Raw genomic sequence first — 24,279 nt, 5'->3', positions numbered from 1 at the left:
GTATTAATTATATTCCAACCTCTATTTCATACTGTCTTATCTTTCTGTAGAGATTGGAGAGGTCTATACCTATGGCTTCTGCAGTCTTTTTCAGGTCGTAGCCATATTCTCTGAGTTTGCGTTCTATAAACAGCCTTTCAAAGCCCTGCCTTGCCTTTCTAAGGTCCTTTTCCATCAGCAGTGAGTTTATATCCTCCGGCTCATGGTCAAAGCCAAGAAGGCTTCTCAGGTCTTTTTCCGTTATCTGCGTGCCCTCATGAAGTATGGCGAGCCTTTCCATGAGGTTTTTAAGCTCCCTCACGTTGCCCTTCCACTGGTAGGTCTCAAGGAGTCTCTTTGCCCCCTCGCTGAGATATTTGGGAGGCTTGCCATATTCTTTTAGAAACCTGCTCAGAAAATGCTCTGCCAGCAGGGCTATATCTTCGCCCCTTTCTCTGAGAGGTGGCAGAGTTATCACAAAGGTAGATATGCGGTGGTAAAGGTCCTCTCTGAAGTTGCCCTTTTTTACCTCTTCCTGCAGGTTTTTGTTGGTAGCACACACAAGCCTGAAGTCTGACCTTATCACCTGATTGCCCCCAAGCCTTGTGAACTCCCTTGTTTCAATCACCCTCAGGAGTTTTGCCTGAGCCTTCTGGCTCAGCTCTGAAACCTCATCAAGAAAAAGAGTTCCGCCGTGTGCCAGCTCAATCTTTCCCAGCTTCCTCTGGCTTGCGGAGGTAAAGGCCCCCTTCTCGTAGCCGAAGAGCTCCGCCTCCACCAGTTCATCAGGAAGCCCCGCGCAGTTTATGTCCACAAAGGGACCTTCTGACCTTTCTGAAAGGCTGTGAATTCTTCTGGCTACAAGCTCCTTTCCCGTCCCACTCTCGCCCAGAATCAGGATGCTGGCACCGGTAGGTGCCACCTTGCTTATGAGCTCCTTTACCTGAAGGATTTGCCTGCTGTTGCCCAGAATAGGGTCTTCTTCCTCCTCCCTCCTTGACCTTATGCTTTCCCTGAGAGACCTCTCCACAGTGGTTATGAGCCTATCCATGGAGAAGGGCTTTTCTAAAAAGTCGTAGGCACCTTCCTTAACCGCCCTTACCGCATGCTCCGTTTTGCCATGTCCCGTTATCACTATTACCGCAGAGCCCGGGAGCTTTTCCTTCAGATAGGATATGTATTCAAGACCGTTTCCATCGGGAAGCCACAGGTCCAGAAGCACGCAGTGAAAGAAGCTCCTCTCCACCCTATCCTTCATGGACTTAATGCTGTCGGCGGTAAAGACCCTGTATCCCTCCTCCTCAAGAATGCTCCTGAGCGTTTCCCTAATGGATCTTTCGTCGTCCACAACAAGGATGCTGGCTTCCATAGGAAAATTATAAAAGGTCAGTGAATATGCATGTCTTCAGCATTCCCCTGACCCTGCCTGCCGGAATTTTTTCACCTCTGAGCATGGCTTCAAGAGCAGGCCTTTTTTCTTCTCCCTTTAGGAAAAAGACAACTACGCAGGTAGAGTTCAGATACTCCTCCTTGAGGGACAGCCTCAAAAGTCCATCGGGAGACCTGCTCATGCATACCTTTGGACTCACATCCTCACATTCAACACCCGGGAAGAGAGATGCAGTGTGACCGTCCGCACCCACACCCAGAAGGGCTATATGAAGCCTCCGAGGCAGCTGAAAGCTGTAATCCATAGCACACTCCTCCGGAGACATCTCCGTCTTGAAAAAGGCAAGCCTTGCCCTCTCACCCAGAGCTTCCCTGACAGCTCTGTAGTTGCTAAGTTCAGAAGAGAGGGGAACATACCTCTCGTCAGTGAGGTAAAACCTCAGCCTCTCCCACGAAAGCCTCTCTCTGGAGAGCATCCTGTAAAGCTCAAGAGGTGTTCTGCCACCTGCAAGAGCTATATGACAGACCCTTTCCCTCCTCAGAAAAAGCCCGGAAACTCTCCTGAGAAAACTAAGAAGAAGGGCATCCACCCTCGGAGAGGAAAAAACCGCATACTTTTTGTTGACAGGCATGTGTTATAATTATACAAACAGGTAGGGAGTTTAACTCCCTTGACATCTTGGCAACTGAATTGGGCTTTTTAAATCCAGAGAAGAGGGAGCTTTCTGCCTGTAAGGCCTATTCTCTGTGTTTTCCCTTTTTCTGAGCCTTGCCTTTCATAGTCTTTATTATGCCATACGACCGTATGACCATATGACCATACGTATGGCTTTACGGTTTTACGGCGGTATGGCGTGTGCTTCTGAGCGTTGAAAGACAGAGCTCTGAACTTGACAACAACACACTCAAGTCTGCAGAACCTCCGACTTCTGGCAAATAACCCCCTTTTGAGAGGGGTGGGGGGTTGACAAAAGGCTTGATATTTCTTATTATTTCTAAGGTAGCGATTTAGGGTTGCTAATCTACCGTGTGGAGTTGAAACGCGAGTAAGAAAAGCGATAAAGAAAAGCGATAAAGGTTGCTAATCTACCGTGTGGAGTTGAAACTGTGCAGCCGTTAAGGTAAACAAACTTACTATCATAGTTGCTAATCTACCGTGTGGAGTTGAAACCATTTACTGACTCGTCTGATCAGCGAAGTTTACATTGTTGCTAATCTACCGTGTGGAGTTGAAACGTTAGGCTGTTTATCGCCTCCTCTTTCATAAAGTTTGTTGCTAATCTACCGTGTGGAGTTGAAACGAACTCATCAAGTGGAAGAGGCATACCGATGTTTCCAGTTGCTAATCTACCGTGTGGAGTTGAAACTAACCACGCTTAGCCTTGCCCCGCCGCCCTTGGCTGGTTGCTAATCTACCGTGTGGAGTTGAAACCTGTTCAGCACTACTTAATCTCTTAAGGACTCCTCAGTTGCTAATCTACCGTGTGGAGTTGAAACAGCTTTCGCTTGATGTCTGCAAAGTCTCTGCGTCTGAGTTGCTAATCTACCGTGTGGAGTTGAAACGGAGAGATCAAAGAACTCATGAAACAGCGGAAGACAGTTGCTAATCTACCGTGTGGAGTTGAAACTAACCCACGCTTCATGTTCTCGTATATGTCTGCATAGTTGCTAATCTACCGTGTGGAGTTGAAACTGAAGTAGTAATTGTCCTTCATCAGCTCTAAGCTTTGTTGCTAATCTACCGTGTGGAGTTGAAACACGAAGTTTACATAGTCTCCCCGCCCGTCTATGAAGTTGCTAATCTACCGTGTGGAGTTGAAACGCCAAGGGCGGCGGGAGTGAAAAGAACTTAGCACTACGTTGCTAATCTACCGTGTGGAGTTGAAACTTTTCTATCAAGTGAGAGGGGGCATAAACTGTAATTGGTTGCTAATCTACCGTGTGGAGTTGAAACTTATCAACCCATTTGAAGTATGCCTCCTTGACGAGCTTGTTGCTAATCTACCGTGTGGAGTTGAAACACTTGGCACGTTTTTTGCATGCGGGAGCCTCGTTTTGTTGCTAATCTACCGTGTGGAGTTGAAACTTCTTTTGTTTTACAAGTTTCACTGCGAGTTCATAACGTTGCTAATCTACCGTGTGGAGTTGAAACTTCATGGTATGTGTGGCTTTCCCATCTTTCTTCCAGGCTTCGTTGCTAATCTACCGTGTGGAGTTGAAACTGTTTCAGTTTCAGCAACTCTTTGAGTAGCTTCAAACTGTTGCTAATCTACCGTGTGGAGTTGAAACATGGGACTACAGGGCAGAGCTATTAATAGGAAAACCGTTGCTAATCTACCGTGTGGAGTTGAAACCATTGCCTTAGCCCTTGCATCCATAAGTTTTAACTGTGTTGCTAATCTACCGTGTGGAGTTGAAACCTCTGATTTAAACTTAACAACCTTCTTCCATTCGGGTTGCTAATCTACCGTGTGGAGTTGAGACGAGTTGAAGCCCCTTCTTATAGCAACCAGCTTCTGCCCTCTGACGCAAGAAATTCTTCTGCCTGCTGTGGCAGGCTTATGCCCTTTTTATACTGGAAGGGCTCATTCTGAAGGTCAAGGTAAGGCTGGACAACCTCCCACAGAGCTTCTATCTCATCACCCCTAATGAAAAGGGACTGGTCTCCCTCCACCACATCAAGAAGAAGCACCTCATAGGCCTCCGCAAACTCTGAGGGAAACCTGTATTCCATGAAAGTCTCCACAGGACATGCCATAAACCTGCCCGTTGGGGGTCTGAGTTCAAAAACTATCTGTAGCTTGCTCTCTGGTGCGGTCTGAAAAACTATCCTGTTCTGAAGAGGCTTGCAATCAAGGAGTTTCATAAAGCTCTGCGGGACTTCCTTAAAGACAACTGTTATCTGAGTGAGCTTCTGAGATAGGGCTTTGCCTGTCATGAGGTAAAAGGGCACTCCGTGCCAGCGGAAGTTATCCACCAGCACCTTTGCCACCACAAATGTTTCCCTGTTTGAATTGCTAACACCCACCTCTTCCCTGTAGCCCTCATACTGACCCCTTATAAGCCCTTCAATGCGTGCATTCTTGAGCACCTTTACCTTTTCATCTCTTATAAACTTCTCAGACATGTAAGCTGGAGGCTCCATAGCGGTAAAGGCAAGCATCTGTAGCATGTGGTTCTGTAGCATATCCCTTATGGCTCCCACCCTGTCGTAGAACTCTCCCCTTCCTTCAACACCCACACTCTCAAGGGCAACTATCTGCACATGGTCAATAAAGTTTCTGTCCCATATGCCCTCAAATATAGTGTTGGAAAACCTGAGAGAAAATATGTTCTGTATGGTGTCCTTTCCAAGAAAGTGGTCAATGCGGTATATCTCCTCCTCTATGAAGTATCTGTGAAGGAGGTCGTTGAGCCTCTGGGCAGACCTGAGGTCAAAGCCAAAGGGCTTTTCTACCACTATTTTTCTTGGGTTCGTGTAGTTTCTGAGAAGCCTGCCAAGGTTTCTAATGGTTTCCTCAAAAAGATATGGGCTTAGAGACAGAAAGAATATGAGCTCCTGACCCCTGAGCTCTTCTATAAGCTTTCCCAGCTCCACGTAGGAATTCCAGTCTTTTGCGTCAAAGGGCAGGAAGTTGCAGAGCTTTCCAAAGCCCCTGTCAAGCTCGCAGACCACCTTTTCCCAGTCCTCTCTTCTACTTCTTGCAAGAGAGTAAACCCTGTCAAGCCCAGAGAGGTATCCCTTTGCGAAAAGCCTTGAGAGGGAAGGAAAAAGCTTGTTTTTTGCCAGGTCTCCCGTGCCACCAAGTATAAAGAGAGAAAAGCTCTCAGCCATCCCTTTTCTTTACCTGATGCCTTCCAAACTGGTATCTTAGCCCTGCCAGAAGCCTGTCTCTGAAGGAGTTTTCCTGTCTTGAGCGAAAGCGGGCAAAGAGGGCTTCTGCTATGGTTGGAACGGGCACAGCCCTCTTTATGGCTTCTTCCACCGTCCAGCGACCCTCACCCGTGTCTTCCACGTAGGGCTTTAGCTCCTCAAGGTTTCCAAAGTCCTCAAAGACCTTCTGAGTGAGATCCATCAACCAGCTCCGTATTACACTGCCCGTGTTGTATATGCGTGCCACCTCCTTAAGGTCGTAGCCAAAACCGCTCTCTCTCAGGAGCTCAAAGCCCTCGCCTATTGCCTGCATGAAGGCGTATTCTATGCCGTTGTGAACCATCTTGGCAAAGTGTCCTGCACCCGATGGTCCAAGGTATGCGTACCCCCTGCCCTCGTAGGAGAGGTCTCTGAAGATGGGCTCAAGATTCTCAAAGGCCGGCCGGTCTCCTCCCACCATCAGGCAATAGCCAAGCTCCTCTCCGTAAACTCCACCGCTTACGCCCACATCAAGGAAAGAGACACCCAGCCTTCTTAGCTCCTCGTATCTCCTCTGTGAGTCCCTGTAGTGGCTGTTGCCACCGTCCACAACTGTGTCCCCTTCCTTCAGGTAGGGCTTTAGCCCATCCAACACCTTGTCCACCACCTCATGGGGCACCATAAGCCAGATGTTTTTTCCCTCTTCAGAGGCCAGATGGCTCATGTCCTCCATAACCTCCATAGAGGACCTTGCCTGAGCCCTTGCCTGCTGGCTTGCGTCGTAGCCTACCACACTGTGCCCTTTTGAGAGAAGCCTTCTTGACATTCCAAGTCCCATCCTCCCCAGACCTATCATGTAGAGCTTCATGGTTTAAATTTTAGCCATAGCCAAACATGAGGTCAAGTATGCCGGGTTCTATCTGTATCTCCCATTCTTTGTAGTTCTCATCCTTGTTGAGCACCACAAGGTAGCCTTCCCTTTCAAAGTAGAGTAGAAGCTTGGCTAAGTTGGCAAGCCCGCATATCTTACCACTTTTTAGACTGGTAATTTTGAGCCTTGGCTGTGGGGTCTCTGCCTCTTTAAAAAGGGTGAGAAGTTCATCTTTGAGGTTGTAGTGAAGGGTCTCAAAGTCGCACACCGAGCACCTCCTTGACCACTTCAGAATCTTTAAAGGGATATTTTACACCCTTTATTTCCTGATAATCTTCGTGCCCCTTGCCAGCGATGACCACCACATCCCCCTCCTTAGCCATACCTATGGCAAGCTCAATGGCTTTTTTCCTGTCGGGCTCTACAAACACCTTAGTTCTATCTTCGATGCCAGAGAGAATATCCTCTATTATCGCCGTAGGCTCTTCAAACCTTGGGTTGTCAGAGGTGAGCACTACAAGGTCTGAAAGGCTCTCTGCTACCTTTCCCATGATGGGTCTTTTGCTCCTGTCGCGGTTGCCCCCCGCGCCAAAGACCACAATAAGCCTGTTTTTTGCAAGACCCCTTGCAGTTTTCAGAAGCTTTCCAAGGGCATCGGGTGTATGAGCATAGTCTACCACCACCACAAAGCCATCCCCCATGTAGGTCTCAAACCTCCCCGGCACATACACCTCCCTGATACCCTCCTGAATGACCTCTGCAGAAAGCCCCCACAGAAAGCCAAGAAGCACACCAAGAGAAAGGTTATATGCCTGAAAGCTCCCCCTGAGGTTAGAAGAGAAATGGTATTGCCTTCCTTCGCATTCAACCCTGAGCCTTGAGCCCTCAAAGTCTGTGGAAAAGTCCAAGATTTTGAGGTCTCCATCCCTTCCGTAAGTTTTTACATTCTTTGCCATTGTAGTCAGCCTCTTTCCCCACGGGTCATCGGCATTTATGAGAGCATGCTCATACTCGTATTCTGTAAAGAGCCTCGCCTTTGCAAGAAAGTAGTTTTCCATGGTGTGGTGGTAGTCAAGATGGTCCTGACTGAGGTTTGTGAAGGCTACCATGTAAAAGCGTGTGCCCCAGACCCTTTTCTGGTCAAGGGCGTGAGAGGACACTTCACAGACCACTGCCTGAGCACCATCCTCTTTCATTGCCCTGAGGGTTGAGTGCCACTTAACTGGGTCTGGCGTTGTTCTGCCCTCATACTCGTATATCCTTTCGCCAAGCCTATAGTATATGGTTCCCATAAGCCCGGTTTTTATGCCTGCTCTGCTAAGGATGGACTCCACTACATGGGTGCTGGTGGTTTTGCCGTTGGTGCCTGTAATGCCTATGACCCTGAGCTCCTCTGAGGGTTTACCATAAAAGAGGCCTGCCAGCTCCGCAAGGGCTCTTCTGGTGTCTTTGACCTTCAGTATGCGAGGGTCCGAAAGGTCTACATCCCTCTCCACCAGCACCCACAGGGCACCCCTCTGGAGAGCCTCTTCAACAAAGTGGTGCCCGTCCGCCTGCGTGCCTTTTATGGCGACAAAGATGTAGCCCGGCTTGACTTCTTTGGAGTTTGAGGTTATGCCTTTTGATTCAGATAGTAATTCCTTAAGGTTCATTTCTTGGTTGAATGCTTGCAAAACATTTTAGCATAGTAGAGTTCTCTTTCGTCAGCCACGGTTCTGAAAAGAGGATAAGAAGCTACTTTTCAGTTATCGTCTCTTCCACCTTCATTCCAAAATGCCTTCCTGCCTCTTCTATGTATCCCAGCACTTCGTCTCCCTCTTTAAGCTCCGCCACCGATAGGGGGGTGCCGTCAGGTCTTGTGAGCCTTATGGTCTCTGCGTTCTGAAGCACTGCACTGACCTTCTTGTTTTCAAACTTCCCTTCCACGAGGAGCATGGGACGCCTTTCTACCTTTGCCCTGCCCACATACACGAGCCTTCCCCTTCCCGTGTAGTCGTAGACCATCACCGGGTCTCCAGCGGAGAGCTCGCACAGATACTTTGTTCTGTTTTCAGGCACCCTTATGTACATGTGGACTGCCCCTGCGTTTACTCTAAAAGGTCTGGATGCCACGTAGGGGTTCTCTTCGGTCTCTGCGTGCACCAAAAACATGCCAGCAGAGGAGTTGCCCACCAGCATACCCTCTCCCCGGCTGAGCATAGAGGTGGTATCCACGCACACCCTGTCTCCAAGACCAAGAGGCAGGATTCTGGTAATTCTGACCACCACCATCGGAAGCCTCTCTTCCTCCTCTTCCAGCACCTTGCCAACCCTCTTTATGGTGTTTATGTCTTTAGTTTTCAGCACTATGCCCTTTACGCCCTTTTCCAGCACCTTTACGGCAAGCCTTGCCTCCTCTTCGTTTTTTACCACCGCATAGAGCTCTTCCCTCTGGGCTATGAGGTTCTCAAGGGGTATGATGGTCCAGTCAGTGGTTTCCACTATGACCTTCATATGGGGTGGAAACTTTGCGGCCCTTTCTTCGTCCTCTTTGCCCCTTATGAGCACATAAGCGTAGTCCCTGCCCTCTATGAGGTCCGCCCCCTCTGCAGATGCCACCTGCACCCTTCCCAGAGCCTTCACTTCCTGCACCCTTGAGGGGTCAGAGAGGAGTATAACACCTGCCCCGGACTCAAGGGCTGTGGTTATGAGCTTTTTGTCAAATTCCTCCGCCCAGTACCAGAAGTCTTTCATAAGAAAATTATAACCCTACTTTTTCTGCACCTTTCTGTTCTGCCCTTCTCTCTGCAGATTATCATTAACTGGCTAACTCTATTCCTTCTGACATCCATGGGCTGTGGAGCTGAGAAGCTCCATTATCTTCTCCACCACCTCCTGTGGGCTCAGCCCCGTGGTGTCTATGACCACCGCATCCTCCGCAGGTCTGAAGGGATAGAGGGGTCTGTTTGCGTCCCTTTCGTCCCTCTCTACCACAGCCCTCAGGATTTCTTCGTAGCTCACATCCTGCCCCTGAGCTCTGAGTTGCTCGTATCTTCTTCTTGCCCTCTCTTCTGCAGAGGCAGTAAGAAAGACTTTCAGGTCTGCGTCTGGAAAGATATGCGTGCCAGCGTCTCTGCCCTCTGCCACCACCTGACCTCTGCCCACCAGAGACCTGAAGAACATGTTTATCCTCTCCCTGAAGGCTGGCAGTGCACCGATTCTGGACGCCATGTTTCCCACTTCTTCTGATACCAGCATACCCCCTATGTCTTCCCCCCTGTAGTGGACCTTTGTCTCGCCCGGGAGGAGCTCCACGCTGACAGGCTCTTCAAATACTTCCAGAGCCCTCTCTGGTTCAATTCCCCTCATCAGGCATACATAGGCAAAGGCTCTGTAAACTAGCCCTGTGTTCAGGTATGGAATTCCGAGCCTTCTGGATACCTCCCTTGCCGCCGTGCTTTTACCACTACCTGCAGGTCCATCTATGGCTATTTTCATCAGAAGTAGCTTCTGCCACCCGATGCAATGCCCTTCAGCTTCAACTCCAGGTCTGCCGGCCTGCTGGCGTACATCAGGGCTGTAGTATAGTCAATGAGACCATTTCTGTACAATTCCTCAAGATGCTGGTCAAATAGCTGTGTTCCATAAACGGACCTCCCTTTTTCAATGAGAAGGGGTATATCGTCAAACTTGGCGGGGTCTACTATGGCCTCCTTTATGGCTGCAGTGTTTATCAGCACCTCAACTGCAGGAATAACTCCCGTTCCGTCTGCTTTTGGAAGTAGTCTCTGAGAGAATATGGCAATGAGCGTTTCAGCGAGCTGTATTCTTATCTGTTCTCTTACCTCAAGGTTGAACATGCTTATTAGCCTGTTTATGGTCTCCTTTGCATCTAGGGTATGAAGGGTGGACATTACCAGGTGTCCTGTCTCTGCAGCCTGCAGGGCTATGACTGCTGTTTCCGGGTCCCTTATCTCACCAACCATGATTACATCCGGGTCTTCTCTTAATGCAGACCTCAGCCCCTTAGCAAAGGAGGAGGTATCAATACCCACCTCACGCTGAACTATAAAGGCTTCGTTATCCCTGAAAAGGTATTCTATGGGGTCTTCTATAGTAACAATGACGCAGTCTCTTGTGGAATTTATGATGTTTATGAGCGAAGCCAGTGTCGTGGACTTGCCAGAACCAGTGGGTCCTGTCACAAGTACAAGACCCTTGGTGTTTTCAAGGATGACCTTTTTCATAACCTCGGGAAGGTTAAGGCTTTCAAAGGATGGTATGTTAAAGGGTATTACTCTGAAGGCAAGACCTGTTGTTGTCCTCTGCTTGTATACGTTAACACGGAAACGGGCCACACCCGGCAGTGAATAAGATGTGTCCGCTTCTCCAAACTCCTCAAACTCCGCCACCTTCCTACGATTTTTCTCAAGCACCTCCCGGACTATCATCTCCATTGTTCTTTCTTCTATAGCCGGAAAATCAGAAAGCTTTATAAGCCTTTTCTTTACCCTGAGGACGGGCACGCTTCCCGTTTTAAGGTGCACATCTGACGCACCCAGTTCTATTGCCTTTTTAAGTATTAGCTGCAGCAAGCCCAGCTACCTCCCTTACCTTTTTTTCTATCTCCCGGGCAAGCTCTGGGTTTTCCATAAGGAATTTTTTAGCCTGTTCTCTCCCCTGTCCCAGCCTTATGTCACCGTAGCTATACCATGCACCGCTTTTGTTTATCACCTTCAGTTCACTTGCGGTATCTATAAGGTCACAGAGCTTGCATATACCCTCGCCGTAGAGCACATCAAACTCAGCCTCCTGAAAGGGTGGTGCCAGCTTGTTTTTAACCACTTTTACCCTCACCCTGTTGCCTGTCTTTTCTCCACTATCCTTTACCTCACCAATCCTTCTCACGTCAAGCCTCATGTCCGCAAAAAACTTTAGGGCTCTACCACCGGGCGTGGTCTCTGGGTTTCCAAACATGACACCGATTTTTTCCCTGAGCTGGTTTATGAAGATTATGGCTGTGTTTGCCCTGTGGGCCATGCCCTTTAACTTCCTGAGGGCCTGAGACATGAGCCTTGCCTGTTTGCCCACATGGGCTTCACCTATCTCACCCTCGAGCTCATCCTTCGGCACCAGCGCTGCCACGGAGTCCACCACTATAACGTCCACGGCATTGCTTGCTATTAGGCTTTCCGCTATTTCAAGAGCCTGCTCTCCGTAGTCTGGCTGAGAAATGTAGAGGCTTTCTGTGTCAACGCCTATTTTCTCCGCATACCTTGGGTCAAGGGCGTGCTCCGCATCAATGAAGACCGCTATGCCTCCTGCCCTCTGGGCCTCCGCTATTATATGAAGTGCAAGAGTGGTCTTACCTGAGGACTCGGGGCCAAATATTTCAACAACTCTGCCCCGGGGTATGCCACCTATACCCGTGGCTATGTCCAGTGCAATAGAACCGGTGGGTATAACATCCACCTTCACCTTCTCCGCCTTTTTCAGGGGCATTATGGAGCCCTTCCCAAAACGCCTTTCTATGCTGGTAAGGGCGTTTTCCAGAGCCTTTCTTTTCTCAAGGACTTCCTTCTGAACTTCTTCTATCATAAACCTCTCCTGTTAATATTCTACCACTCTTGGCACCACAAAGAAACCCCCTTCACCCTCTGGTGCCTTTTCTAAAATTAGATATGGCTCAAAGTCCCTTGATGGCTCATCTTCTCTCATGGGTGTCTCATCAAAGTGAGAGGTGAAGGACTCCACTTGCCATGTATCAACCTCCTGCAGTTGCTCCACAAAATGCAGTATGCTCTTGAGCTGTTTTTCAAAGTATTCCTTCTCTTCTTCTGTGAGCCTGAGCCTTGCAAGGTGGGCAACCTTTTCCACCATAGAAATAGAATATAGCAGAACTTTTAGCTTTTTCCACCCCTTAGAAAGAGCTCTCTCAGGAGGAGAAGGAATATGGCAATGCTTATGCTGGCATCTGCAAGGTTAAAGGCTGGCCACGAAAGCCCTCCGTAGGATAGATATATAAAATCTCTCACATAGCCAAGCAAAACCCTGTCATAGAGGTTTCCGAGAGCTCCACCTCCCACCATGCCCATCAGAAGGGGAAGGATTTTCCCCCCTGTTTTTAGAGCGTAAAGAAAGGTTATGACAAGAGCTACCAGGGGAGTTATGAAAAGGACGGGGATTCTTAAAAAATCTGGTGCATCTGCAAGAAGGCCAAAGGCCACCCCCCTGTTGTAAACCAGCACAAGGTGCAAAAAGGGCAGAAGACTTATATCCCTGTCCTTTAGAAGGGATTCTGCAAGATTCTTGGTGATAAGGTCAAGAAGCAGGATACCGAGCGCAGTAAATGCGTATATCAAAGCAGGTTTTCTAAGGCTTTTTCCCATATCTCCTCAAGTTCGCTGACTTGCAGTTCAAGGATTTTTTCCTCATTGTTGGTAAGGGTAAAAAACTCTTCTTCCTTCACCCTCCCTAAAAATAGCCAGTCAAGGTCATGCCCTTCCACAAGGTCCTTAAAAACCTCCGCATCTTCCCTTCTTACACTCACCACCACCATGGTGGGGTTTTCTGAGAAGAGGAAAAAGTCAAGCCTTTCCTCCATGTAGAGGTTCACTTCAACACCCAAACCTGTGCCAAAGAGGCATTCCAGAAGAGCCACCGCAAGCCCACCCAGAGAAACATCATGAGCGGACCTCAGTATGTTTTCCTTAATTAGCTTAATAAGAAGTGCATGTAGCCTTTTTTCCTTCTCAAGGTTTACCTGAGGGGTTCTCCCCGAAACTCTTCCGTGAATAACCTTAAGGTATTCGCTGCCGGCAAGGGAAAATTCTCTCTTTAGGTCTCCCATCAAAAATATAAGGTCTCCCTCTTCCTTAAAGCAGTGGTCAAGAAACCTTCCATCCTCCAGATAACCCACTGCAACCATTATGGGTGTGGGGTATATGTTCCTTATTTCCTCTCTTTCCACCGTCTCGTTGTAGAGGGAAACATTACCGCTCACTACAGGAACCTCAAAAAATTTGCAGGCCTCCGATATGCCCTCTATGGCCCTTACCAACTGCCACATCACTTCTGGTCTGTCGGGGTTTCCAAAGTTCAGGCAGTCAGTTATGCCCAGTGGCTTTGCTCCCACGCAGGCAAGGTTTCTGAGGGCTTCCGCCACTGCGTATTTACCACCCTCGTAGGGGTCAAGAAAAAGCATACGCCCGTTTCCCTCTGCGGTGATGGCTATTAATCTCTCACTTTTCAGCTCCGGTTTTTCCACCCATTTTACCCTCATCACCGCAGCATCACCACCGGGCTTGAGCACCGTGTTTGTGCCCACCTGATGGTCATACTGGCTGTAAACCCACTCCTTGGAGGCTATGTTGGGAGAAGAAAGGAGTTTTATAAGAGCCTCCTGAAGAGGAACCTCAGGAAGGCTGTTCTGGTCAAAATCCCATAAGGACTTGAGACGATCTGGCTCTCTGTATGGCTTTTCGTATACCGGTGCCTCCTCCACTATCAGGCTGACCGGAAGCTCAACCACCAGCTCACCCTTATGGTAAGCCCTGAAAAGCCCATCCTCTGTGAGCCTGCCCACCACTGCCCCCTCAAGATGGTAGTATTTAGAAAGCTCCAGAAGCCTGTGAACCTTTTCCTCCTGGGTCACAAGAAGCATTCTCTCCTGGCTTTCCGAGAGGAGTATCTCAAAGTCCTTCATGCCCTCCTCTCTGAGGGGAACTCGGTCAAGCCAGAGCTCCACCCCGCACTTTGACTTGTTTGCAAGCTCTGAGGAAGCACCAGAAAGCCCGGCAGCTCCAAGGTCCTGAAGACCACTTACAAGTTCTTCTTCAAGGGCTTGAAGAACTGCCTCTATGAGTTTCTTACCAAAGTAGGGGTCTCCAATCTGCACATTTGGCAGTTTTTCTTCAATACCTTCTCCAAACTCCGCAGAAGCCATCACAGCACCGTGTATGCCATCCCTTCCCGTGGAAGAGCCAAGAAGAAAGAGCAGGTCTCCGGGTCTTCCCCTTGCCCTGAACATCCTGCCTGCGGGCAAAATCCCAAGACAGAAGGCGTTAACAAGGGGGTTTGTTCTGTAGCATTCCTCAAAGTATGTTTCACCTGCAACGGTGGGTATGCCTATGCAGTTACCGTAATGGGATATGCCACTCACCACACCCTTCACAATCCTTTTGTCCGGAGGAAGTCCAAACCTGAGAGAGTCTGCAAGGGCTATGGGTCTTGCACCCATGGAAAGTATGTCTCTTATTATCCCACCAACGCCCGTGGCAGCACCATGAAAGGGTTCAATGTAGGAAGGATGGTTGTGGCTTTCTATCTTGAAGGCAAGCCATACCTTATCGTCAAGCTCAACCACCCCTGCGTTTTCACCCGGTCCCTGAACCACCCAGTCTGCACTGGTGGGAAACTTTCTCAGATGCACCTTTGAAGACTTGTATGAGCAGTGCTCAGACCAGAGGGCACCAAGAACACCAAGCTCCACGGAGTTTGGTTCACGCCCGAGCCTGCTGACTATTCTTTCATATTCTTCCTCTTTGAGACCATAAAGCTGGTAGAGTTTCATCCCTTCTGTTCTCCGAAAACCTCCTTCTTTATGTCCTCTTCCCTTCCAAAGACACCCATTATGTGATAGCCATTGTCCACATGAATCACTTCACCGGTTATAGCCCTTGCCCAGTCACTACAAAGAAAGACAGCAGTATCTCCCACATCCTCTATGGTTATGGCTCTTCCAAAGGGGTTTACCTTTGTGGTGTGTTCCATAAGGAGGTGGAAACCCGTTATGCTGTATGCGGCAAGGGTCTTTATGGGACCTGCAGATATGGCGTTTATCCTGTGCCCTTGCTTTGCTATATCGTAGGCAAGATAACGCACCGTGCACTCAAGGGCGGACTTTGCTATACCCATAACATTGTAATGAGGAACCACCTTCTCTGCACCGTAGTATGAAAGGGTTATTATGGAGCCGCTCCTGCCCTCCATGAGAGGAAGAAGCTCTCTGGTGAGGGCTATAAGGGAATATACGGATATGTCCATTGCAGTTTTGAAGCCTTCCCTTGACGTGTCTATCACTCCACCCCTGAACTCTTCTTTTGGTGCGTAGGCAATGGAATGAACTATTATGTCCAGACTGCCCCATACCTCAGAAAGCCAGTCCTTGAGAGCCCTTATATTTTGGTCCTCTGACACATCACATTCAAAGATAAGACCTGAACCAAACTCCTCTGCTACCTCTTCCACCCTTTTTTTTAGCTTTTCACTGGCGTAAGTGAAGGCAAGCTCCGCACCTTCCCTATGAAAGGCCTTTGCTATACCGTAAGCTATACTTCTTTCGTTTGCCACACCCGTTATAAGGGCCCTTTTACCTTCAAGAAGACCCATACTTGCCTCCTCTACTGAATGATTTTTATGGCTTCTTCCACGCTTCTGCCCTCGTGCACTATGAGGCTGAGGGCTCTCACCATACCCACTCTGTTTTTAGCCTGAAATACGTTCCGCCCGATGGAAAGGCCCCTTGCCCCAGCCCTTATGGCACCATGAACCATCTCAAGCACCTCTCTTTCTGTTTTCATCTTTGGACCTCCGGCTATGACCACAGGAATAGGGCATCCTTCCACCACCTTTGAAAAGCTCTCAGGATCTCCCGTGTAGGGAACTTTTACTATGTCCGCACCCAATTCCGCACCGAGCCTTGCACAGTGAGCTACCACTCTGGGCTCATACTGGTTCATGTCCTTGCCCCTTCCGTAAACCATGGCAAGAAGGGGCATGCCCCATTCTTCACACACTTTGGATACATAGCCCAGGTCTCTGAGCATTTCCCTCTCCATGTCTGCACCCACGTTCACATGCACCGATACGCCGTCTGCACCCAGCTTTATGGCTTCTTCCACCGTGCAGACCAGCACCTTGTCGTTTTTTGTAGGTGCCCAGTCGGTAGAAGCAGAGAGGTGAACTATTAGCCCTATGTCTCTGCCTTTCCCCCTGTGCCCCGCCTTCACCATGCCCTTATGGAGCACCACAGCATTGGCACCGCCCTCCGCCACATCTTCCACCGCCTTTCTTATATTCTCAATCCCCTCCATCGGGCCGGAGCTTACCCCATGGTCCATGGGAACTATTATTGTCTTGCCCGTATCTCTGTTAATAAGTCTCTCAAGCCTGAGCTGTTTACCTATGCTCATGTTTTTAACCTCCCTTAAACCTGAAAGTTATTATGCCTGTCTGGACCGTGTTTTCCCTTATGGCTTCAAACCTTATACCCCTTACAAACTCCACCATCTTCTGGTCCACCTGGGTTGAACCGCTTTTCTGAATTATCTGAACCCTTGAGACCACACCAGAAGGCTCTATCCATACCCTTACTCTAAGGGGGCTGAGGGGTTCATCAGAGCTTATCCTCGGAAGGGGGGGTGTATAAACCGTTGCCCTTCCACCACCTGAAAGCCCCACACCTCCAGGTGATACAACCGCCGTTATGCTTCCAATGTCTGCACTCTTTACGCCCTCCCTCTCCACCTCTCTTTCCCTTCCCCTTACCTTCTGCTCAATCTCCTGAAGCAGTGAAGGCTCTTCCTTTTGAGTGCCTGCTGGCACCTGAATGTCTCCCTTCTCTCTTGATACCTCAACCGGAGATGCAATGGCCTTATCTTTTCCTTTTTTAGTAATACCTTCTCCCTCTCTTGGCTTATGAAGAATGCCCTGCCTTCCACCCGCCAACTTTATTTCCTTTGCAAGTGGCATATCTTCAACATATACCTGTAAGGGAGGCGTTGGAGAGTTCACCTCAATTCTAACAGAGAGATAGAGTGAAAGAAGGGTAAACATCATAAGGTTCAGAATTATAGATATGCCCCAGTGAAATAATGTTTCTACTTTATCCTCTCTCAGCATTATGTATCATAGTATAGCACATAGGCTATATTTTTTGAATGATTAGAATATATGTCTTAGACCTACCCCGACTTGATAATACTTCCAACCGGCAGCCGTCTGCATTGCATAGTTACCAGCCTCAAAGTCCAGAGCAATCCATGTATTCCTGCTAAGCTTGAAACCAACAGAAGCATACCCGCCACCTATAAGATCACTGTTGGTTTTATTGTATCTTTTATAGTTCTGATAACCAATAAATGGCTCCAAGTAGACATAAAAATTACCTCTATTGTGCTGTAATGCAAAAAATATATGGTTTGAAATATAGTCTTTTGGGTCAAAATAACCCATTCTTTTATGTTTGTCATAATTACTGTATATTAATCTGTAGCCAATCTTAAAGTTTGGATTGGACTGTGTCAACCTATACGCTGGGGATAGTATCATGAAATGGCCTTTATTACCATCGGAGAAAAGACGAAGTTGATATGAACCACTGAAGTCAACACTATCATTTATGCGCTGAAAGGTACTTATAGCAAAGGCAGTCATTCTTATCTTATTTTGTAAGAGCTCTGCAGTATAAGTCATAATGCTGGTGTTTAAGGAGATATTAAGACTACCCCTCCCAGCAAAAATAGATACTCCAGCGCCACCTATGAACTTTTCTGATGAGCCTATAGACAATGTGCCAAAAGTGCCAGACAGGAGGGCATTTTCAGATACTCTTTTATTCAGTTCAATTCCGAACTCGTAGGCTTTCTTATCCCTTGTATTATCCTCGGCCCATATATACCTATAGTAGGGTGATAATCTATAGTCTTCTAACCAGAAAATGCCTCTAAGGGTAAGTGTATCTACTCTGTTATCGTCGCTATCTCTGTAATATGTATAGCCAGAACTTACCTGAGGTCCGAACTTCTGTAAATAGGCCTCCTTAGCCTCATCAAGCTCCTTTGATTGATATGTATACATTGGCTTTAGCTTCTCAAGAGTATTTTTGGTATCAATCCTTCTATCCAATGCCATATACCCATAAGAAAGAGCAAGTCCGCTGTCAAAGTCCTTTCTTTCAGCGTATATCCGCTCGTATATTTCTGTAGCCTTATCGGGTCTTCCAGACCAACGAAGGGCATTACCTTTTACAAGAAGGGCATCAGAATTCTGAGGTTCCTTTGAAAGTATATAATCAAGCTCTTTTATAGCCTCAAAATTCTTCCCTCTCCATGTAAGAACTCTTGCAAGATGCAGTCTTATCTGTAAATCTTCTGGATACTTTTCTAATAACTCCTTCAGCATCATCTCGGCTTCTTTCAGCATGCCTCCCCACGACACGGATACAGCCATTCTAAATCTTTCTTCTCTTGATAAATCGCCCATTTGATTCCAGATTTTTGCGTATACCTCAGCCGCTTTTCTATAGTTCCCTTCCCTGTAATATCTGTCTCCTTCTTCCTTCAACTTAAGAAGCTCTGGTTGTACAGCGTAAACCCCGCATGCAAGAACAAAAGAAGCCACTATAGATATTATTTTCATGATCTATCACCTCCAATGTATTGCGAGAAGGAAACAAGGTCTATTGAATTGTTTATGTTGAGTCTGGGTATAGCCATATCCGTCATTCCAAACAGTCTTTCTTCAGAAGTGAAGAAGTATTTAAAGCCAAGTTTTCTGAGAACATCCAGATGTCTCTCCGAGTATTGTCCGTATGGCGCAGCAAAAATGTCAGTAGACGTTCCAAGCTCTTTATTTAACTTATCTAAAAACTTCATGGAATCTAGCCTGAGCTGTTCCGGAGTGAACCTGTTGACCCAGTTTGTCACATGTATGTCGTAACCATGATATCCCACCCTGACAAGACCGGATGATATGAGAAACCTATAATCATCCCAGCTCAATGTAGGTCTTTTACCGTTAAAGTTGTAATAGCTTCCTACATAAGCGCCTATAACGTTTATGATTGCCTTAAAACCATAATCTCTGAGAACTGGAAAGGCGTAATCCATGAAAGAAAGATAGCCATCATCAAATGTAAGCATAAATAACTTTCTACTTTTATCAAATCTGTTGAGCTCTTCAGGAAAAACAGAAATATAGCTGTTCTGATACAGGTATTCCATATGAGAGTAGAAAAGAGAAGGAGAAACCGTATAACCATCCTTATAATGGTTTGATATATCATGGTACATTAGTACAGGAATGCTCAGGGCTTCGAAAGCTGGGGCTGTCCTGATTCTGGTTCCCAGAAAGAGCCAAGAGGCTGCCGTAAATAGAAAATCTCTTCTTGTCATCCTCGACTCCTAATATGTTTCTTGAGTATGTAGTAACTTTTTTTCAGATACTCATGATAGAGGGGGGTACTCCAGCTTTCCCAACTATAGGTTTTTATCTTTTCAAAGGACAGGGGGTATGGAAGCATGTCTGTTATGTTATATGGTTTTCTTGTTTCTTCGGCAAGATTGAAATTATCTTTCTTTGGTTTGTAAGATAACACAATAAACCGCACTCCATCTGTTTCTAAACTCTTTACTTTACCATCCCACCAAATTATGTTCCTAGAACTTGGGTCAGAAAAATTTATAAGGCAGTAAGGTATTCTAAGTTCTATGAGATTTCCGTTCACATTAAAATCTGCTAGGCTGTTATAGTCCTTTCTATCGGGATTGAGGGAACCCATTCTTAGCGGACTTACTGCATGATGCCTCGCTGGATATGTTTTTCTAAGCTCCTTATTAAATCTCCTTCTATTTGTCAAGAAATACATGGGTATAAATGCACCCTGCGCGGATTCTACGGACAATGTTTTCCCTGAACCATAGTTGGTAAATCTGTCGTAAGTGTGCTGCACCAGTATTCTACTTTTCCCCTTACCACATATATGCATGAGAAACTGAACGCCCATAGGTAAGGTCAACTTCGTATTAAAGGGGAGCAGATATTCGCCCTTGTCTGGACCTGCAACATTTATTGCTACAATATAACAGGCTTCTAAAAAATCTATCTCACCTGCCGTCTCCAGCGCTAGATAGATAAAGCCTTCATCCCTCTTGACTCTTACACCTACTAGTGTTCTTCCTCCATCTCCATCATCTCCAAAGCTGTAGTATCGTATACCCTTTTCCTTAGAATAAAGGGTTTCTGAATTTACCCACTCTCCTAGATTGCCGGACAGTGTGCATGTCTTACCTGGGTAGCCTGGATACACGGCAACAAGTCCGTAATTTTCCTCGGGATCTCTTATATTAAACCAGAGGGATTTTCTATCTTTTGGATTATAGTAAGGCTGAAATAACCAGTTAACTTTATACCACTCATCAAACCACGAAAAGATTATGGCGCCTGCCATACCTGCTTTTTTTATTTCTTCCAGCTTCTGAATCAGATATCTACCCTGCTGAACTTCATCATGTCCGCCATGATTTAAACCTCCCTGTTGCCAGTGGGCTGACTCCCTGCTGGTGGGCACGCCAAACTCAGCTATAACCACGGGCTGTCCTTTATGATGAGTTTTAAGTTCTCTTAAATAGTCCAAGTATGGAGTTTCTGATTGAAGATAGTCATTAACCATGAAATCGGGATAGTAAGGATAGACATGGTAACTGGAGAAGAAGCAGGTTTCTCCTGTGCATCTTATCTTGCTGGTATCGAGCGTTTCCATATCCTCATTCTCCGAACACACATCTGCCACCTCTTGACCCATAGCCTTAAGTTCCTCTTCGTAACTCGATTCTGAATGATGTTCTAATGGGTCAAGCGTAGGCCAATTTGTTATAGAAACCAAGCTTGTGTGCCCATATACCTCTTGCTGATATGAAAGTATATAATAACACACTTTTACGTTCCAGACCTCAAAAGGTTCGCCGTTAAGTATGTACAGGAACTTTCCGTAATAGTCCTCCTTCTTTCTCAATCTTTTTTCATTGTATTTATTAACCATGCATGCCTCTGGCTCTCTACCGAATAAGTATCCTATAAGACATCCAGAAACATCGGCTGTATAAACACCATGCGGTTTTCCATAAGATTCCTTAAGTTCAAGATGTCCATGGACCGCGTCTACAACTTCTCTTATATCCTGCAAAACCTTGCCCATAAAATCTCTGTCATCCAAAGCACCCTTTTCAGGTGGCTCATACCATATACCCTGCAAAAGGTAGAGTTTAATGCCATCTTTATTAAACTCATAAAGCGCTCTGTAAAAGTCTGGATTTTGTAATGTATAAACCCTTATGGTATTTGCACCGAGTTCATAAATAAGTTTGAACCATCTGAGATAGGTACCCATTTTTATAGGATACTCCCCGGGGAAATAGCCTGGTAGTCCAAGTCCAATGTTAACCCCCAAGATAAAGAAGCTTTCCCATTTACCTCCCCTCATTATCTGAATATAGTCATCCGCAGTTCTAAAAATTGATTTTTCTCGGAGGCTTACCTTATTCAAACTGGTGATATATTTTTCAACTATTTCCAGCATCTTTAAGACTTTATCGGAGTTATTAGCTTCAAGGCTTTTGTATAGAGCCCACCTCGCAGTATGCATATCCCCCAGATTATACATTGCCAGCCCTAACCCGTAATAAGCATCACCTGTTTCCTCCTTATTAGAAGCTTTCTGAAGTGCAAGCCTAAATATGTTTACTGCCTCCTGATTATGACCTTTTTGTAAGGCTGTGTAGCCCAATTCAAGGAGTTTCTTTAAATTCATACACACCACTCCCCTTCTTTTTTACATATTCCCATCTTCTATAGCCCGCAATGTACTTTATAGTTGCCTGCAATCTCCAAAAGGAATTTAGTTGCCTGTATCCAAGATTTTGCATGATACCATAAAGTACTAACCTAAAGAGGTGCTTCCATTCTGGATATCTCCTATATGTCAGCTCTTCCAAGAATACACCGCATACTGAAAGAAAGGAGCCATACACCACTGCAAGCAGGAGGAAAAGCAAGAAAAACTTGTAACTAATTAAGCCTAATACATAAGCTGATGGCACCATTATATACCCAATCAACTCTATTATTGGACCGAGCACTTCAAAAAGTAAGTAATAGGGGAGAGCAAACATACCTATTCTCCCATACCTGGGATTAAAAAGCATAAACTTATACTTATATAGAGTTTGAATAAGTCCAAGGTGCCATCTTCTTCTCTGCTTTGCAAGTGTCCTAGTATCTTCTGGAATTTCCGTCCAACATATTGGGTCTGTAATAAATCCTATATAGTACTTCTCTCCTCTTTCTCTAAAATGCTTATGTAATCTCACAACTATTTCCAAGTCCTCAGTAACAGTATCCTTAGAATATCCACCCACTTGAATAAGGGCTCCTTTGTTGAACAGCGAAAAGGCCCCTGATAATATCATCGTCTGATTAAGCACATTAAACCCCGAGCGTCCAAGAAGAAAAGCTGTCAAATATTCAACTATCTGAAGATTTGCGATGGGCTTATTGGAGAGGTCGATTTTTTCAACCTCACCGTCTTTAAGTTTTACACCGTTTAGAACTCTTACTACACCCCCCAAGCCTATCACGGGAACTTCAGACTCTATTACCCTTGACATTAATCTGATTAGAGAGTCTTTTTCTATTATTGAGTCTGCATCTATTGAGCAAATGTAAGGAGCTTTACTCACATTTATTCCGCAATTTAGAGCGTCTGACTTACCACCCCGCTCTTTATCAACTACTATAAGATTAGGAATTTCTGGGTTGTAGTAGAAGGCTTTAACTTTTTCTGTTTTTATCAGTTGTCTATAAACTAAATCAATTTTTCTAAGATTAAATGCGTTTATAAGATTTATAAGTGTTGCATCTCCTGAACCATCGTTTACTACAATTATTTCATAGTTGGAATAGCTAATATTTAATGCACTGTGAACCGTTCTAACTATTACATTTTCTTCATTATATGCAGGTATTATAAGAGATACAGGGGGCATGTCCGTTTTCTGTAATTCCTTAACAGGGAAAAGCCTTATAATTCTTATATAGTTTAATATAGACACGAAAGCTAAAATAAACAAAAATGTCAGAATAGCATTGTATATGCTATAATAAATACCAACAAAAATATTAAAAGCTATCACAAAAAGGGCTAAATAATACATAATTTCCTTACCTCCTCAATATCTTCCTGGCTTATGGTATTTGTAAAACCTAATTCATGGTATAGAATCTCCATTATTTTAATTGCATAAATTAAATCTTCTGTGTCACACGCTTTTAGGGCCTCCTTAAGCTTCACACCAGCGTTTGATTTTGATATCGCCTCAGCAATAGCTTGTTTTGCGTATTCATCCTTTGATTCCAATATGGAAAGTATTATATCAAAATTACCCTCCATGCACCTTACCAGCATACCTGCAGACGCACTTCTGACTTGCCAATTATCATCGTAAAGAAGCTCCGCAAGCTTCTTTATAACGTATCTATTGCATCTGAAAGATTCAAGAGCCTTAACTGCATTTAGCCTAACGTACCATACTGGATGGCTCAGAAAAACATGCACTAAAGTATCTCCCTTTTCTAAATTTCTACCTTTAAACATTGCTATAACCTTTAAAGCTCTTGAAAGTATTTCAGGATTGTACTTATTTAATAGGTTTAAAATTACATCTAAAGGTATATTATCCTTGTCTTCTGAAGAATATAGCGCATCAAGAAACGCCATAAGTGCCTGTTCTTCATCATTTAATAATTCAATCAATCTTCCAACTTCGTTCATACTGAGCTTATTAATCATATTGGAAAACAAAACAGACATCTCTTTGAAAGAAAGCTTACCCTTTTTGTATTTATCTAGTATGGTGTAAATGACCTCTTCAATCTGATGTATGTTTAAGGAACTTTTTGTTAAATAGAAAAGCATTCTGTATAGAAATTCCGAATTTTCCTCTTTTCTAATTGTGTCTATTATTTCCTTAAACTTATCTGTAAAACCAAGATTTGTAAGAATTTTAACAGCTTCAAGTCTGTTTCTACTGGAACCACTTTTTAACCTGTTTACGTAATACTTGTCTACTTCATACATTCTGGCAATTTTATTTATATATTCTGAATTCAAATCATACAATTCAATAAGAATATCTATAAAGGCTCTTCCTCTCAGAGAATTGAGTTTCAATGAGGTCCTATCCAAATCTTTTATATGCTCTATATTCCCCGTTTCTATCACGATGTTGTAAATCTTATTACGATAATAAGACTTCAATTGGTCTATTTTTCTGTAGACAATAGAATTTTTAACTCTTCGTATTATAGAAATAGTCAACAGAAGAGTAGAAACCAGAAGTATAGAGATTATGATTGAGACTATTATTAGAAT

Annotated in this window: 21 protein-coding genes and 1 CRISPR repeat array; all 21 genes read right to left on the bottom strand. The window is 45.5% G+C overall.

Features of this window, described 5'->3' with window-relative positions; genetic code table 11:
• Positions 1-7: 7 nt before the first annotated feature.
• A complete protein-coding gene (locus tag ACKRDP_RS01080; RefSeq protein WP_409152905.1) occupies positions 8-1,348 on the bottom strand; it encodes a sigma-54-dependent transcriptional regulator in 1,341 nt (446 codons plus the stop codon).
• Between the two features lie 7 nt (positions 1,349-1,355).
• A complete protein-coding gene (locus ACKRDP_RS01075) occupies positions 1,356-2,000 on the bottom strand; it encodes a 6-phosphogluconolactonase (RefSeq protein WP_409152904.1) in 645 nt (214 codons plus the stop codon).
• A 381-nt stretch (positions 2,001-2,381) separates the two neighbouring features.
• Positions 2,382-3,852: a CRISPR direct-repeat array (repeat unit 29 nt; unit sequence GTTGCTAATCTACCGTGTGGAGTTGAAAC).
• A 16-nt stretch (positions 3,853-3,868) separates the two neighbouring features.
• Positions 3,869-5,203, bottom strand: coding sequence for a glucose-6-phosphate dehydrogenase (gene zwf / locus ACKRDP_RS01070; RefSeq protein WP_409152903.1), 1,335 nt, complete (start codon positions 5,201-5,203; stop codon positions 3,869-3,871).
• Complete coding sequence (gnd, locus tag ACKRDP_RS01065; protein WP_409152902.1) at positions 5,196-6,089, bottom strand: phosphogluconate dehydrogenase (NAD(+)-dependent, decarboxylating); 894 nt, start codon at positions 6,087-6,089, stop codon at positions 5,196-5,198. Before gnd ends, zwf begins: the two co-directional genes overlap by 8 nt.
• Positions 6,090-6,099: 10 nt before the next feature.
• Positions 6,100-6,360, bottom strand: a complete 261-nt coding sequence (locus ACKRDP_RS01060) for a hypothetical protein (RefSeq protein ID WP_409152901.1) — start codon at positions 6,358-6,360, stop codon at positions 6,100-6,102.
• Positions 6,347-7,744 (bottom strand): UDP-N-acetylmuramoyl-L-alanyl-D-glutamate--2,6-diaminopimelate ligase, encoded by a 1,398-nt coding sequence (locus ACKRDP_RS01055; protein WP_409152900.1) that lies wholly within the window; start codon positions 7,742-7,744, stop codon positions 6,347-6,349. The genes ACKRDP_RS01060 and ACKRDP_RS01055 overlap by 14 nt, the downstream gene beginning before the upstream one ends.
• Before the next feature lie 82 nt (positions 7,745-7,826).
• Positions 7,827-8,825, bottom strand: a complete 999-nt coding sequence (locus ACKRDP_RS01050; RefSeq protein WP_409152899.1) for a 3-dehydroquinate synthase II — start codon at positions 8,823-8,825, stop codon at positions 7,827-7,829.
• A gap of 78 nt (positions 8,826-8,903) precedes the next feature.
• Entirely contained in the window at positions 8,904-9,569 is a 666-nt protein-coding gene (gene cmk, locus ACKRDP_RS01045) for a (d)CMP kinase (RefSeq protein ID WP_409152898.1), read from the bottom strand.
• Positions 9,569-10,666 carry a type IV pilus twitching motility protein PilT gene (locus ACKRDP_RS01040; protein WP_409152897.1) on the bottom strand — a complete coding sequence of 366 codons (1,098 nt, stop codon included), beginning with the start codon at positions 10,664-10,666 and terminating at the stop codon, positions 9,569-9,571. The genes cmk and ACKRDP_RS01040 overlap by 1 nt, the downstream gene beginning before the upstream one ends.
• Positions 10,647-11,669, bottom strand: a complete 1,023-nt coding sequence (gene recA, locus ACKRDP_RS01035; RefSeq protein ID WP_409152896.1) for a recombinase RecA — start codon at positions 11,667-11,669, stop codon at positions 10,647-10,649. Before recA ends, ACKRDP_RS01040 begins: the two co-directional genes overlap by 20 nt.
• Positions 11,670-11,681: 12 nt before the next feature.
• A complete protein-coding gene (gene gatC, locus ACKRDP_RS01030; RefSeq protein ID WP_409152895.1) occupies positions 11,682-11,951 on the bottom strand; it encodes an Asp-tRNA(Asn)/Glu-tRNA(Gln) amidotransferase subunit GatC in 270 nt (89 codons plus the stop codon).
• Between the two features lie 23 nt (positions 11,952-11,974).
• Entirely contained in the window at positions 11,975-12,460 is a 486-nt protein-coding gene (gene lspA, locus ACKRDP_RS01025) for a signal peptidase II (protein WP_409152894.1), read from the bottom strand.
• Positions 12,430-14,643: a phosphoribosylformylglycinamidine synthase subunit PurL gene (gene purL, locus ACKRDP_RS01020; RefSeq protein ID WP_409152893.1), complete on the bottom strand. Its 2,214-nt coding sequence runs from the start codon at positions 14,641-14,643 to the stop codon at positions 12,430-12,432. The genes lspA and purL overlap by 31 nt, the downstream gene beginning before the upstream one ends.
• A complete protein-coding gene (locus ACKRDP_RS01015) occupies positions 14,640-15,461 on the bottom strand; it encodes an enoyl-ACP reductase FabI (protein ID WP_409152892.1) in 822 nt (273 codons plus the stop codon). Before ACKRDP_RS01015 ends, purL begins: the two co-directional genes overlap by 4 nt.
• An 11-nt stretch (positions 15,462-15,472) precedes the next feature.
• A complete protein-coding gene (locus ACKRDP_RS01010; RefSeq protein ID WP_409152891.1) occupies positions 15,473-16,264 on the bottom strand; it encodes a 2-amino-3,7-dideoxy-D-threo-hept-6-ulosonate synthase in 792 nt (263 codons plus the stop codon).
• 4 nt (positions 16,265-16,268) lie between these two features.
• On the bottom strand, positions 16,269-16,973 hold the full coding sequence (locus tag ACKRDP_RS01005) for an energy transducer TonB family protein (protein ID WP_409152890.1): 705 nt from the start codon (positions 16,971-16,973) through the stop codon (positions 16,269-16,271).
• A 42-nt stretch (positions 16,974-17,015) separates the two neighbouring features.
• Positions 17,016-18,491 (bottom strand): tetratricopeptide repeat protein, encoded by a 1,476-nt coding sequence (locus ACKRDP_RS01000; RefSeq protein ID WP_409152889.1) that lies wholly within the window; start codon positions 18,489-18,491, stop codon positions 17,016-17,018.
• Positions 18,488-19,075, bottom strand: coding sequence for a polysaccharide deacetylase family protein (locus ACKRDP_RS00995; RefSeq protein ID WP_409152989.1), 588 nt, complete (start codon positions 19,073-19,075; stop codon positions 18,488-18,490). The genes ACKRDP_RS01000 and ACKRDP_RS00995 overlap by 4 nt, the downstream gene beginning before the upstream one ends.
• A gap of 167 nt (positions 19,076-19,242) precedes the next feature.
• Positions 19,243-21,660, bottom strand: coding sequence for a tetratricopeptide repeat protein (locus ACKRDP_RS00990; protein WP_409152888.1), 2,418 nt, complete (start codon positions 21,658-21,660; stop codon positions 19,243-19,245).
• Positions 21,638-23,062 carry a glycosyltransferase family 2 protein gene (locus ACKRDP_RS00985; protein ID WP_409152887.1) on the bottom strand — a complete coding sequence of 475 codons (1,425 nt, stop codon included), beginning with the start codon at positions 23,060-23,062 and terminating at the stop codon, positions 21,638-21,640. Before ACKRDP_RS00985 ends, ACKRDP_RS00990 begins: the two co-directional genes overlap by 23 nt.
• Entirely contained in the window at positions 23,050-24,129 is a 1,080-nt protein-coding gene (locus ACKRDP_RS00980) for a HEAT repeat domain-containing protein (RefSeq protein ID WP_409152886.1), read from the bottom strand. Before ACKRDP_RS00980 ends, ACKRDP_RS00985 begins: the two co-directional genes overlap by 13 nt.
• Positions 24,130-24,279 lie beyond the last annotated feature (150 nt).

The organism is Pampinifervens navoyensis (assembly GCF_046159715.1).
Lineage (GTDB): Bacteria > Aquificota > Aquificia > Aquificales > Aquificaceae > Pampinifervens.
Note: the sequence above shows the minus strand (reverse complement) of the source record. Positions and strands in the feature narration are given on the sequence as shown.

What these genes read in the sequence shown, in the direction of transcription:
- ACKRDP_RS01080 (WP_409152905.1), bottom strand. Translation starts at nt 1,348, where the DNA reads ATGGAAGCCAGCATCCTTGTTGTGGACGACGAAAGATCCATTAGGGAA.
- ACKRDP_RS01075 (WP_409152904.1), bottom strand. Translation starts at nt 2,000, where the DNA reads ATGCCTGTCAACAAAAAGTATGCGGTTTTTTCCTCTCCGAGGGTGGAT.
- zwf (WP_409152903.1), bottom strand. Translation starts at nt 5,203, where the DNA reads ATGGCTGAGAGCTTTTCTCTCTTTATACTTGGTGGCACGGGAGACCTG.
- gnd (WP_409152902.1), bottom strand. Translation starts at nt 6,089, where the DNA reads ATGAAGCTCTACATGATAGGTCTGGGGAGGATGGGACTTGGAATGTCA.
- ACKRDP_RS01055 (WP_409152900.1), bottom strand. Translation starts at nt 7,744, where the DNA reads ATGAACCTTAAGGAATTACTATCTGAATCAAAAGGCATAACCTCAAAC.
- ACKRDP_RS01050 (WP_409152899.1), bottom strand. Translation starts at nt 8,825, where the DNA reads ATGAAAGACTTCTGGTACTGGGCGGAGGAATTTGACAAAAAGCTCATA.
- cmk (WP_409152898.1), bottom strand. Translation starts at nt 9,569, where the DNA reads ATGAAAATAGCCATAGATGGACCTGCAGGTAGTGGTAAAAGCACGGCG.
- recA (WP_409152896.1), bottom strand. Translation starts at nt 11,669, where the DNA reads ATGATAGAAGAAGTTCAGAAGGAAGTCCTTGAGAAAAGAAAGGCTCTG.
- gatC (WP_409152895.1), bottom strand. Translation starts at nt 11,951, where the DNA reads ATGGTGGAAAAGGTTGCCCACCTTGCAAGGCTCAGGCTCACAGAAGAA.
- lspA (WP_409152894.1), bottom strand. Translation starts at nt 12,460, where the DNA reads ATGGGAAAAAGCCTTAGAAAACCTGCTTTGATATACGCATTTACTGCG.
- purL (WP_409152893.1), bottom strand. Translation starts at nt 14,643, where the DNA reads ATGAAACTCTACCAGCTTTATGGTCTCAAAGAGGAAGAATATGAAAGA.
- ACKRDP_RS01015 (WP_409152892.1), bottom strand. Translation starts at nt 15,461, where the DNA reads ATGGGTCTTCTTGAAGGTAAAAGGGCCCTTATAACGGGTGTGGCAAAC.
- ACKRDP_RS01010 (WP_409152891.1), bottom strand. Translation starts at nt 16,264, where the DNA reads ATGAGCATAGGTAAACAGCTCAGGCTTGAGAGACTTATTAACAGAGAT.
- ACKRDP_RS01005 (WP_409152890.1), bottom strand. Translation starts at nt 16,973, where the DNA reads ATGCTGAGAGAGGATAAAGTAGAAACATTATTTCACTGGGGCATATCT.
- ACKRDP_RS01000 (WP_409152889.1), bottom strand. Translation starts at nt 18,491, where the DNA reads ATGAAAATAATATCTATAGTGGCTTCTTTTGTTCTTGCATGCGGGGTT.
- ACKRDP_RS00995 (WP_409152989.1), bottom strand. Translation starts at nt 19,075, where the DNA reads ATGGAATACCTGTATCAGAACAGCTATATTTCTGTTTTTCCTGAAGAG.
- ACKRDP_RS00990 (WP_409152888.1), bottom strand. Translation starts at nt 21,660, where the DNA reads ATGAATTTAAAGAAACTCCTTGAATTGGGCTACACAGCCTTACAAAAA.
- ACKRDP_RS00985 (WP_409152887.1), bottom strand. Translation starts at nt 23,062, where the DNA reads ATGTATTATTTAGCCCTTTTTGTGATAGCTTTTAATATTTTTGTTGGT.